At 40.3% G+C, this 12,747-nt stretch carries 10 protein-coding genes; 9 read left to right on the top strand and 1 reads right to left on the bottom strand.

Annotated features, from left to right (window positions below):
* Positions 1–13 precede the first annotated feature (13 nt).
* The gene (locus BANA01_RS04385; RefSeq protein ID WP_063251825.1) at positions 14–1,357 is read right to left on the bottom strand and encodes a uracil-xanthine permease family protein; all 1,344 of its coding nucleotides are present in this window, start codon (positions 1,355–1,357) and stop codon (positions 14–16) included.
* A 263-nt stretch (positions 1,358–1,620) separates the two neighbouring features.
* Between BANA01_RS04385 and BANA01_RS04390 the strand changes: the two genes are divergently transcribed.
* From BANA01_RS04390 to BANA01_RS04430, 9 genes are all read left to right on the top strand, one after another.
* A complete protein-coding gene (locus BANA01_RS04390; protein WP_063251826.1) occupies positions 1,621–2,598 on the top strand; it encodes an aromatic ring-hydroxylating oxygenase subunit alpha in 978 nt (325 codons plus the stop codon).
* A gap of 185 nt (positions 2,599–2,783) precedes the next feature.
* The gene (locus BANA01_RS04395) at positions 2,784–3,389 is read left to right on the top strand and encodes a TetR/AcrR family transcriptional regulator (RefSeq protein WP_063251827.1); all 606 of its coding nucleotides are present in this window, start codon (positions 2,784–2,786) and stop codon (positions 3,387–3,389) included.
* A 482-nt stretch (positions 3,390–3,871) separates the two neighbouring features.
* A complete protein-coding gene (locus BANA01_RS04400) occupies positions 3,872–5,524 on the top strand; it encodes a class I adenylate-forming enzyme family protein (RefSeq protein WP_218008377.1) in 1,653 nt (550 codons plus the stop codon).
* A 225-nt stretch (positions 5,525–5,749) separates the two neighbouring features.
* Positions 5,750–7,402, top strand: a complete 1,653-nt coding sequence (locus BANA01_RS04405) for an AMP-binding protein (protein ID WP_218008378.1) — start codon at positions 5,750–5,752, stop codon at positions 7,400–7,402.
* A 215-nt stretch (positions 7,403–7,617) separates the two neighbouring features.
* On the top strand, positions 7,618–8,238 hold the full coding sequence (locus BANA01_RS04410) for a TetR/AcrR family transcriptional regulator (RefSeq protein ID WP_063251830.1): 621 nt from the start codon (positions 7,618–7,620) through the stop codon (positions 8,236–8,238).
* A gap of 90 nt (positions 8,239–8,328) precedes the next feature.
* The gene (locus BANA01_RS04415) at positions 8,329–9,567 is read left to right on the top strand and encodes a thiolase family protein (RefSeq protein ID WP_063251831.1); all 1,239 of its coding nucleotides are present in this window, start codon (positions 8,329–8,331) and stop codon (positions 9,565–9,567) included.
* 17 nt (positions 9,568–9,584) lie between these two features.
* Positions 9,585–10,724, top strand: coding sequence for an acyl-CoA dehydrogenase family protein (locus tag BANA01_RS04420; protein WP_063251832.1), 1,140 nt, complete (start codon positions 9,585–9,587; stop codon positions 10,722–10,724).
* Positions 10,725–10,776: 52 nt separating this feature from the next.
* Positions 10,777–11,547: an SDR family NAD(P)-dependent oxidoreductase gene (locus BANA01_RS04425; RefSeq protein ID WP_063251833.1), complete on the top strand. Its 771-nt coding sequence runs from the start codon at positions 10,777–10,779 to the stop codon at positions 11,545–11,547.
* A 42-nt stretch (positions 11,548–11,589) separates the two neighbouring features.
* The gene (locus tag BANA01_RS04430; RefSeq protein WP_063251834.1) at positions 11,590–12,744 is read left to right on the top strand and encodes a 2-hydroxyacyl-CoA dehydratase subunit D; all 1,155 of its coding nucleotides are present in this window, start codon (positions 11,590–11,592) and stop codon (positions 12,742–12,744) included.
* Positions 12,745–12,747: the final 3 nt, after the last annotated feature.

Genomic DNA, 12,747 nt, shown 5'->3' on the forward strand with positions numbered 1-12,747 from the left:
AGTCCTTCTCCTTTTATGTTAATGATTCTTTATTTGCTGCAACTATTTTTTTTCGTTCTTTCGGAATGACGAGATTTAGAACGACTGTAGCTAATGCGCCAACTGCTGTACCAGAAGATAAAATGTAATTAGCAAAGTCTGGAACACTGTAAAGAATTTCTTTTGGAAGAACGATTGTACCGATGGTTAATAAAATCGGAACACCAATTACCATCATATTACGATCATCAATCTCAACATGCTGAATAACCTTCAACCCATTCATAACAATGGCCACACAGACAACTCCGAAAATACCTTGGATAACTGGTTGAGGAACACAGGTAATCACTGCTGATAATTTTGGAATTAACCCTAAAGCGATTAAGATAACCCCTGCACTAATGATTGCCATTCTGCTGGCAACTCCAGTAATGGCGATGATACCAGCATTGGAAGAATAACCAGTCATTGGGGTACCGCCGAAAAGGGAACCTACGAAACAACCAAGTCCTTCACCGAGAGAAGCTCTGTTCAATCTTTTCTCATTTAATTCACTGCCCGTTACAGTTGATACGACAAACCAAGTACCTGTTGTTTCAATTAAAATAATTAAATAGATAAAGACCATCGTTAGGATTGCTTGTAAATCAAATACAGGCTTTCCAAATGGGAAAAAACTTGGAAGTGAAAACCACGCTGCTTGTTTTACAGTAGAGAAATCGACAGAACCAAATAATGAGGCAGTTAAAGTACCAACGGCAATGGCTAATATTACAGAAATGAGTCGGAAAAATGTTCCATACCCTTGCTTCTTACGACCTAACAGGATACAAACTACTAAGACAGCGGCAGAAACAAATGCGATTACTACATTGTGGCCTACATTACCTGGTGCTGAATAAATGCTATTAAATGCAGAAGGCATAAGAGATAATCCAACGATTACAATGACCGTTCCACCAACAAGCGGGGGAATAATTTTTTTTACGGCTTTTGCAAACCATTTTAATGGATAACCAAGGATGGCTATTAATAAAGCCCCTGGAAGTAAGCTTCCTAATACTGCTCCCATTCCTAGCTTTCCACCAATCGCCGCCAATGCACCAATTGGTACATAAGATGGTCCTTGAACAACAGGTAATCTCAGACCGCCAATGGTCTGAATGAGAGTAGCAATCCCTGCAGCCAAAAAACACATTTGAATGAAAAAGGTAGTATTCATTGAATCTAACGCTAGTAAACCTGCAATAATGATGGGAGCGATATATAAGTCCATTGCAAGTACATGCTGCATTCCAAGAAGAAGTGCCTTCCCCCAGCCAATCTTTTCATCTACTCCTACTGTAATGTTCGGATTTTGCTCATTTTGTGACACAGTACCATTCTCCTTTTTTATTAATTCATGTAAAAACAATCTAGAAAACTAATGAAAATCCTAGTAAAAAAGCGGTTGTATTGATTAAATACTGCATTGATAATAAAAACCATAGTTGAATTATAATGAAGGATTTGAAAATTGTAAATATATTTTTACGAATACTTTTTTATTAAAATATTATAATGTTCGTCTTTTGGTTGACTTTAAAAAATTTTCTTCATAGAATATACGTATATAGTTTAGTAGAAGGAGATATAAAGATGATCATCAATGACACCGTTTTACGCAGTGATTGGATTGTTGCATGTAAGGTAGAGGACGTAAAGGAAGAACCAATACAGGCTGTAATCCTTGGTGAAAGGATTGTTCTTTTCAAAAATGAGCAAGGCATTCATGCGTTTAAGGATTTATGTATTCATCGGGGAGCCGCACTATCCTTAGGGTGTGTAAAAGACGGTAACCTCGTTTGTCCATATCATGGATGGGAATATAATTCAGCGGGGGCATGTACAAAAATTCCACAGCTTCCTGAAGGCCGCTCAATTCCATTAAAAGCAAAGGCGATAAAATATTCATGTAGAGCAGAGTATGGATTCGTTTGGGTAAACCTAGAAAATAACAACCCAGAATTCCCTGCATATCCTGAATTTACGGATAGCAGCTATCGAAATGTTCTATGGGGACCGCAGGAAGTAAATGCGAACCCGCCACGAATTGTGGAGAACTTCCTTGATGTTAGCCATCTTTCATTTATTCATGAAGGTTTTCTAGGAGTAACGGAGCATCCTGAAATTGGCGATTACGATGTTCATACAGAAGGAAATCGAATTTACTCCGATGAAATTGCTATTTTTCAACCAGATCCAGATGGTACCGGAATCGCTAAGAATGTCTATTACACCTATGAAATCGTTCAGCCACTGTCCGTCCGATTCACGAAAAGAGATCCTGATACAGACAATAAGATGACAATCATGCTAATCATCCAGCCAATCGCGGAAGGAAAATCTATTGCGTACGGAATTATGTCAGTAAACTATGAAACAGGTACAACCGACCAAGAAATGATAGATTTCCAAGATATGATCTTTGCTCAAGATAAACCTATTGTCGAAAACCAAAAACCCGAAGACCTGCCACTTGATCTGCAGGTAGAACTCTCATTGAGATGTGACCGAATGAGCATTGCCTATCGGAAATATTTAAAAAAACTTGGGGTTACTCTTGGTACAGAATAATTATTTCTAAAAATGATAATTTTCGAGATTGAAAATAGTCAATTTACCGCACCTTACTTTTGGGGTGCGGATTTTTCATGAATAGAGGAAAAAAAGTTTTCTGAATAGTTTTTATATATTGACACATTAGTCATAAGTGACTACAATTTTAGATATAGAAATCTGATTCTTATAGGAGAATTTGTATGAAAGCTGATAATTATTCAAGAACAGACCGCCGAAAGGCATTAATAAGAGAGCAACTTGTTAGTGGTGCTTTGGAAGCATTTTCCGAAATGGGCTACATGAAAACCACTGTGAATGATATTACTTCACGAGCAGATGTGGGTCATGGAACTTTTTATCACTATTTTAAAAATAAGCAGGATCTCCTAAGTAAATTGGTAGACGACTTGGCTGAGAAAGTGGATGATTATGTCCAGCCAAAGAATATGCAATTATCTGTATATGAAAGAATGAAATATGAAGCACAAAGAATTTTGGAGTATTACGTAAATAACAGCAGCATCCTAATGGCCTTGAAAGAAGCAATTATGGTAGATCGCCAATTTGAAGAGAAATGGCTGAAAATAAGCGAAAGCCTTTTTAAGCGAATTGAAAGGGACATCAAAGGCTCGATTAAAAAGGGATACTGTCATGACATTAATGTTGACGTAACAATTCGTGCCTTAACATGCATGTTTGAAGGCTATGGTCACCATTTAATGGCACAGCCAGTTACACCAGCGGAAATTCAAGAGGTTGCACAATCATTGACTGACTTATGCTATAAAGCAGTATTTAAGGAATAACTGGGTCATCATCTATACCTGAATAAGCAGCAAAATAATTCATTTTGTTGCTTATTACTTATGACACTGTGCTAGATCAAATTTTTTTACTTAATATGTATGCGCTTTCTAATATGTTTTTTTCAAGAATCAAATAAACTTTTATGATGTAATGCTTCGTTAAAAGTTTATTTGATTCTTTTTAATAAAAAATGACTACTTCGTCATTTGTGATTTTATGGTCATTTTTGAAGTGCTAAAGGAAAATAACCCGAACTTGACGAACATTTAAGGAGGTGAATTCCGAAAAGTTAACTTTCATATCTTACCTCGGAAAAGCAGGCAAATTTTTTCACATACAGGACTTCGAACCAAGCAAAGTACTTACATTCTTAAAAGTTAAAAGGATGACTTTGGGGAAACAAAAGATTGTTTTTTATGCACCTTTAGATTCTACAGGAGTTATAGAGTCTTACTAAATGGATGCAAAGGGAGAGATTAATTTGACGAAACATGAGGTTTATAGTTCTACTCGATTAACAGAATCCTATTGGCCGGCCGACACCTCACGTCCGCTCAACGACTGGACGGTGGCTCAGGTATTAAGGGAGGTCGCAGCTGAGGTGCCTGACCGGATTGCGTTAGTTGAAGGGGTTGCGGATCCGGCAAAGCGCAGAAAATGGACCTACACCCAGCTTCTAGCTGATTCAGAACGAGTTGCTTCCGCTCTGCTTACCAAATTTAAACAAGGAGAGCATGTTGCAGTTTGGGCACCTAATGAAGTGGAATGGGTACTGCTTGAATTTGGGTGTGCTATTGCAGGTGTTACCTTAGTGACTGTTAACCCCGCATTAAAGGAGAAAGAACTCGACTACCTATTACGTCAATCTGAAGCTGCAGGAATATTCCTTATTAATGAATACCGGGGTTATAACATGCTTGAGGCTGTTACCAATGTTCGTAAAAACTTGCCGTTATTGCGGGAAGTGATTAGTTTTTCGGATTTTGAGGAATTCATGAATAGTGGTAGCCAATCGACCATTTTTCCGGTCGTAAAGGCGGATGATCCTTTTGTCATCATGTATACCTCAGGTACAACGGGTAAATCAAAGGGTGCAATCCTTCACAATAAGGGGATAACGAACAGTACTAAATTTATGGCAGAACGTGCAGGGATGGAAGTTGGTGGTGTATGGGTCAATGTTATGCCACTTGTCCATATGGGCGGCTGCGGTTTTGCGGTGCTAGGTACCCTTCAGCAACGAGGCACTCATGTCCTTGTTAATGCCTTCGATCCAGGACTGTTCCTAGAATTAATCGAAAGTGAGGGGGGAACATTCGCTCTCCTTGTTCCAACCATGGTAGAAGCAATCTTAAACCATCCTGATCGAAAAAAATACAATCTCTCAACCTTTAAATCACTTCTATCAGGTGCGTCAAAGGTTGAGCCATATTTAGTACGCCGTGTGAAGGAAGAGTTAGGATGTGGGATGTCAATCGTTTGTGGACAGACTGAAATGCACGGAGGAACAACACAAACGCATCTTAATGATTCACCTGAGGATCAGGCCGAAACGATTGGACAACCATATCCACATATTGAAGTAAAGATTGCTGATCCAGCAACAGGTGAAGTGGTCCCCCTAGGAATGGATGGAGAAATTTGCTGTCGCGGATATCAAACCATGATTGGCTATTACAATATGCCTGAACAGACAGCTGCAACACTTAAAGACGATGGCTGGCTGCATTCCGGTGATATTGGCTCCATGGATGAACGTGGTTTTATTAGAATAAAGGGTCGATTAAAGGATATGATTATCCGCGGCGGTGTAAATATATATCCAAGTGAAGTGGAATCACTTTTACGAGACCACCCTAAGGTTGCAGATATAGCAGTAGTAGGTATACCGGATGAATATTGGGGCGAACAGGTAACTGCTCTTGTCATTCCAACATCCTTTGAAGACCTGCCAACAGAATCTGAGCTTACAGAGTATTGTAAAGCCAATATGGCTGGCTTTAAGAGACCAAGGAATTGGTACTTCGTGAAAGAATTTCCGAAAACTGCGGCGGGGAAAATCCAGAAATTTAAGCTGCAGGAAATGGTTAAAAATGGTGAAGTTCAACAAGGTACAAATATATTTCAAATTTAGAGTTTGTTAGTTTAAATAAAATAGTTTTTTAATTGCTTTTGTTAGTTTGGTACTGGGAGTCTCTAGTGGGTGTCTCCATATATGGAGCACCCTCTGATTATAGGTTTTCTTAATTGTCATTGACTTAGCACTGCAAAATTATATCCTCCTATACAGTTTTTTATGTTCGGAATATTCAATTTAATTAAGTTGTACGCTAAACATTTTATGAAGGGGAGATTCATTTTGAAGAAGGACAATATTTATAGTACGACTCGTTTAACTGAGTCCTACTGGCCAGCAGACACTTCCAGACCATTACTAGATTGGACGCTTGGTCAGGCATTACGAGAGGTTGCTGCAGAAATTCCAGATCAGATTGCTTTGGTTGAAGGGATTCCAGATCCTACTCAGCGTAGGAGGTGGACATATGGTCAATTACTTAGTGACGCTGAACGGGTAGCGACAGCCTTGCTAAATAGGTTTAAGCCTGGGGAACGAATTGCAGTTTGGGCACCAAATGTCGTTGAATGGGTGCTCATTGAATTTGGATGTGCCATTGCTGGAATGACCATGGTTACTGTTAATCCGGCATATAAAGCAAATGAACTAGAATATGTTCTTAAAAAATCACGTTCAGCAGGCTTATTCTTAATCGAAGAGTATAGGGGGCATGATATGCTTGCTACTGCTAATCATATCCGTCCGAATGTTCCAAGTCTGCGTGAAGTAATAGGAATTTCCAGCCTAAACGATTTCATGGAGTCTGGTAAACCTGTTATTTTTCCTAAAGTAGAACCAACAGACCCATGTATTATCATGTATACCTCCGGAACCACCGGTTTCGCAAAAGGTGTTCTTTTTCACCATAAGGGGACTGTTAATGCATGTTATTTTAATGCGGAAGGTGCAGGTTTGGAAGTTGGTGGTGTGTGGGTAAATCCTATGCCTATGTTCCATATTGGCGGCTGTGGGCTAGCAACAGTTGGTGTTATCATGCTCAGAGGTACTCAAGTTTTGGTACCTTCATTTGAACCGGGACTTGTTCTTGAATTGATTGAAAAGGAAGGCGGGACATTTTCACTCCTAGTTCCTACAATGATAGAGGCAGTATTAAACTATCCTGAGCGCAAAAAGTTTGATCTTTCAACTTTGAAGCATTTCATGTCTGGTGCTTCCAAAGTGGAAGCAGCTTTGGTACGACGTGTCGAATCAGAATTAGGGATAGGGGTTTCAATTGTTTTTGGTCAAACCGAAATGCATGGGGTTGTTTCACAAACTCATCGAGACGATTCTATAGAAGATCAATCAGAGACTCTTGGCCAACCGATGCCACATTGTGAGATTAAGGTTGCTGACCCAGAAACAGGCGAGGTTTTGCCGATTGGGGAACAGGGAGAATTTTGCTACCGTTCCTCCTTTCAGACGATGTTAGGTTACGATGGCATGCCTGAAGAGACTGCAAAAGTTCTCACGCCTGATGGCTGGTTTCATTCAGGTGACCTCGGTTCTATGGATGAACGCGGATTTCTAAGAATAACGGGTCGATTGAAGGATATGATTATACGTGGCGGTGAAAACATTTACCCTGCTGAAATCGAAAACTTACTAAAAAATCATCCCCAAATATCTGATGCAACAGTAATCGGACTTCCTGACGAATACTGGGGAGAGCAAGTAGCGGCTGTAATTATTCCGAAGAACCTTGAGGAAAAACCGACGCCTGAAGAGTTGAACGAGTACTGTAAAAAGAATTTGGCTGGTTTTAAAAGACCACGATTTTGGTGTTTTGTTAGTGAGTTTCCGATAACTGCAACAGGCAAACTTCAAAAATTCAAGCTTCGTGAGTTGATTTTAAAAGGCGAACTTCAATACGAAAAAAAATATGCAGAAATTTAAAAAAATATAAAAGTGTGGGATCTTTCTTGGGTGTCCGATAAAAGGACACCCTATTTGTTTTAAATCTGTATAAAGTTAGCGAAGTATAGTATTAGGCGCATATTAAAATAGTTAGATTTATTTGAAAATTTCATGTTTTTAAATATTGACATTGGTGTCATATGTGACTACAATGTTGATAAAGGTAAAATTTATGAAAAATGGGAGTTAAAAATATGAAAATGTCAAGATCTCAGGAGGCAACGAAACCAGACCACCGCAGGACCTTGAATCAGGATCAAATCAAGATTTGTGCTATGGAAGTGTTTTCTGAAATCGGTTACACGAAAGCAACTGTAAAAGACATCACGACAAGAGCGAATGTAGGACATGGAACCTTTTACCATTATTTCAAGAATAAAAATGATCTCCTAGACCAATTGGTAGACGAACTATTAGAAAAGGTAGACAAAGATGTCCAATCCAAAAACTTATCAGTAAATCTATATGAAGCGATGAGAATGGAAGCCCAGAAAATTCTAGACTTTTACAATCACAACAGAGGTGTACTTCTTGCATTAAAAGAAGCTATGATGGTGGACACACACTTTAAAGAGAAATGGCTGAAAATAAGTGAAAGGTTATTTAGACGGATTGAGCGTGATATCAAAGGCTCAATGAAAAAGGGATACTGCCATAACTTGAATGTCGATGTCACGATTAGAGCACTAGCTTGTATGTTTGAAGGATATGGCCATCATCTAATGAGGCAGCCTGCTAGTCAAAGGGAAACACAAATAGCTGCTGAGTCATTAACAGACTTTTCCTATCAGGCAGTGTTTAAGCTCCAGGCCTAGAATACTAGAGTAGTAGCTAGCGCTACTTTCTATAGTTTAGGTACATATGAATACACAAAATCAATAAAAGGAATGGGGGTCAGGAAAAAAATGCAAGATGTTTATATTATCGGAATTGGGATGAACAAATTTGGAAAGTATCCTGGTGAAACAGTCAGAACGATGGCGGAGCAGGTTATCCAACAATCTTTGGAAGACGCAGGGGTAAGTAAAGAGGATTTACAGGCTGGATTCTTTTCGAATACTTTTTGGGGAATGTTTGATAAGCAGCATTCCATACGCGGTCAGGTGGTTTTCAGGGGAATGGGAATTGACCGAATACCTGTAACCAATGTTGAAAATGCATGTGCGGGAGCTTCAACTGCACTGCACCTAGCGTATACTGGCATTCGAGCAGGAATGTACGATGTCGCCATTGCGGTTGGTTCTGAAAAGTTGACCAATCCAGACAAAGCGAAATCGTTATCCGCTTATTCCAGCTGTATGGATGTAGAAAATTTTGATAAGCAAATCAATACGTTATTGGAATATGGGAAGAACTTAGATGTTGCACTTCCTCCTGAAGAATCAGCACCTGGTGCTGGAAGAAGTGTTTTTATGGATGTCTATGCGATGATGACTCGTTGGCATATGAGCAAGTATGGGACGACTCAACGACAACTAGCAGTGATCGCAGCGAAGAACCATTTTCACTCATCCCTCAATCCAAAAGCGCAGTATCAGAACAGAATGAGCATAGAGGAAGTTATGAATGACAGTCCTGTTACATATCCTTTGACGCGCAGTATGTGTGCGCCGGTTGGGGACGGGGCAGCTGCAGTTATCGTTTGTTCTGAGAGATTTTTGAAAAAATTACAGAAATCACGTCCAGTAAAAATTCTTGCTTCCGTACATGGCCAAGGTACGGATAGAGACCTTGATGGTGAGGATATCGGTGAAAGACTTGCAAAAGAGGCTTATGAAAAAGCAGGGCTTGGTCCACAGGATATTGATTTAGCAGAGTTACATGACGCTACGGCTTATGGTGAACTGCACCAAAGTGAAGCGATGGGATTTTGCCCTCCTGGTGAAGGCGGTGCACTAGCAGAATCTGGTGCCACAACTCTCGGAGGATCAATTCCAATCAATACAAGTGGTGGACTTGAAAGCAGGGGTCATCCAATTGGTGCCTCCGGTCTTGCACAAATATACGAAGTTGTTACCCAGCTTAGAGGAGAAGCAGGAAACAGACAGGTAATTGGAGCAAAAATTGGTCTTGCTGAAAACGGCGGCGGCAGCATTGGAGTCGAAGAAGCAGCCATGTGTATTCATATCTTAGAAAAAGTATAAGTGGAGGTATTGGAACTGTGAATTATAACTTAACAGAAGAATTGTCGATGTTAAAGGATATGACCTATAAATTTGCAGTAAATGAAATCGCTCCACATTCAGCGGAATGTGATAGAGAAGAGAAATATACCCCTGAAATTGTAAAAAAAGCTGCAGAACTGGGACTCGTTGGAGCCTGGATTCCAGAAGAGTATGGCGGGGCTGGAATGGGGATATTAGGTCAGGCCATCATTACAGAACAGCTATCCCGTGTAGACATGGGAATTGGTACAAATATTATCACGGCAAGCTTCGGATGTGAAGCGATTTACTTATACGGGTCCGAGGAGCAGAAGCAAAAATATTTACCGAAGGTTTGTAAAGGAGAGTGGGTTTCATCAGGAGCTTTTACCGAGCCAAATGCCGGAACGGATGCAGCAGGTTACCAAACAAGGGCGGTTCGAGATGGTGATGATTTCATCATCAATGGCAGTAAAATTTTCATTACCAATGGTACAGTTAGTGATTTTATGGTGGTTCAAGCTACTACACAGCCAGATGAGAAAAGGCATAAGCGATTCTCTCAAATCATCGTTGACGCCAATAGTGAGGGAGTCACAAGAAGTAAGCTTCATGGAAAGTTAGGAATTCGGTCTAGTGATACGGCACAAATTTCCTTTGAAAATGTCCGTGTTCCTCAGTCCAATCTGGTTGGTACGGAAGGAAAAGGATTCCCACAACTCATGCACTTTTTTGATATTACTAGGATGATGGTTGCGGCTCAGGCATTGGGAATCTCGCAAGCATGCCTTGATGAAGCGGTCAAATATTCAAAAGAAAGATATGCCTTTGGAAACCCGATTGGCAGCTACCAGGCGACAATGACGAAATTAACGGAGATGGCTGTCAAAGTTGAGGCACTACGAAATATCGTTTATAAGTCGGCATGGCTCGTTGATTCAGGAAAACCTGATTTTACTCTATCAGCAATGGCAAAATACTTAGGCGGACAGACAGCTGTCTTTTGTGCAAATGCGGCAATCGAAATTCATGGCGGGTACGGATATATGGAGGAATACAATGTCCAAAAATGGTACCGTGACGCGAAAATTCTTGAAATCTATGAAGGAACGAAAGAGGCAGAGGTAATGGCCATTGGCCGTGTACTCCAGTCTTAATCTCTATGGAAATATCTGAATATTTAACCTTGTCTAAAAAAGGAGAAAACCAATGATTACAAATCTTGAAGGAAAAGTTGCCCTCGTAACGGGCGGAACAAATGGAATTGGAAAGGCAACTGCATTGAAGCTTGCAAAAAGTGGGGCAGATATTGTGGTAAGTGGTAGAAATCACGAAGCAGGAATGCAGGTGGTTGCCGAAATTGAAGAACTGGGCAGAAAGGCAATATTTTTAGAATGTGATTTGTTTGTCTATGATTCCGTCAAACAGATGGCAGACCGAGCCGTTGCTGAAATGGGAAAGATTGATATTTTAATAGCAAATGGCGGTGCAACCGTTCAATATGCAAAATTCTTTCACGAATTAGACCCAAATGATTATGACGGCTGCATAAATAGCCAACAATCGTCTAGGCTTTATGCAATCCGTGCATTGCTCGACCATATGAGAGAGCAAAATTACGGAAAGATTGTCATCATTACCTCTGATGCAGGAAGAATTGCGACCCCAAGAGAGTCATTGATTGGATCAGCGGCAGCAGGACTTGTACTAATGAACAAAGCGTTGGCAAATGAGTTCGCTCGCTGGCAGATTCGTGTGAATGCTCTGTGTTTAACGGTCATCCAAGATACTCCAGGATTTGATGCCGTTATGGCTACAGAAGCAAGGCATGTTTTTCAAAAAGCCGTGGACCGTGCGAAGCTTGGTTTACCAAATGCGGAGGATGTTGCCGAGGCTGCACTTTTCTTTGCTTCACCAGAATCCGATAGAATTACAGGTCAAACCTTAAGTATTAATGGTGGTCTTTCATTTGCAGGGTAAGTCTTCATAATTCTTTTAATAAAAATAGGAGGGAACACGATTATGTACCAAAATTTATCATCAGATGAAATCTTAAATAAATTAGCCCAAATAGCAGCTGACCCTTATGAAAGAGCGAAGGAATGGAAAATGGAAACTGGCTCCAAGATTATCGGCTGTTACATCATGCACTTTCCAGAAGAGTTACTACATGCAGCAGGTGTTTTACCAATTGTTCTTCAAGTGAAGGAGGAACCGATTACTACAGGTCACGCTTATTATCCTTCCTATTTCTGTGGTCCGACTCGCAGTATCGTCGATCAAGCAGCAAAGGGAGAATTAGATTTCTTAGACGGCTTTGTCGGTGGAGATTATTGTATCCAAGCCGTCGGTGGTGCAGAAGTTGTAGGGAATCTTCTACCCAAGGTCAATAACATGTTTTTCCGCTTGCCTGTAGGCAATCAAGCGTGGACTCATGGAGATATTGTTACAGGATTAAAAGAATTAAAACGAGACATTGAAAGATTCGCAGCTAAAGAGATTAGTGACGAGGAAATCCTAAATAGCATTCGCATCTATAACAAAAACCGCAGTCTTATTCGAGAGATATACGAGTTAAAATCCGTCCATCCTTCGCTACTATCTTCTAGCGACATGCTGTCCATTATTAAATCAAGCATGGTGATTCCGAAAGAAGAGCATAACGAGATTTTAGAGACCCTGCTTCCAAAGCTTCAGGCTAACAAGGATTCTATCAAGGAAGAAGGAGTGCGTGTCTTCTTATCTGGAAGCTTCTGCGGCGCACCGAAAAACGAAATATTAGAACTTGTTGAACAATCAGGAGCTGTTGTGGTCGGAGATGACCTTTTCCACGGCTACAGATATATCAGTGACAATATTACTGAAGACAGGGAACCACTGGCAGCCATTGCTGCACATTATATTGATAAAAATACAAACGTCCCTTGTCCGACTAGATGTGATCCTAAAACTGACTGGCCTCAATACCTCGTAGATTCTATGAGAAAGTACAAGGCAGATCAACTTGTCATTGTGATGGCGCAATTTTGTGAACCGCATATGTTCTTCTACCCAGATATTAAAGATGCCATGCAAGAGGCTGGAATCCCACACCTACTCCTAGAAATCTCACATGAACTAGATTCTATCGAAACCATTAAGACTAGATTAGAAGCCTTTGTAGAAATGGCTGTTTAAAAA

It is taken from the genome of Neobacillus niacini NBRC 15566 (genome assembly GCF_001591505.1).
Lineage (GTDB): Bacteria > Bacillota > Bacilli > Bacillales > Cytobacillaceae > Neobacillus > Neobacillus niacini.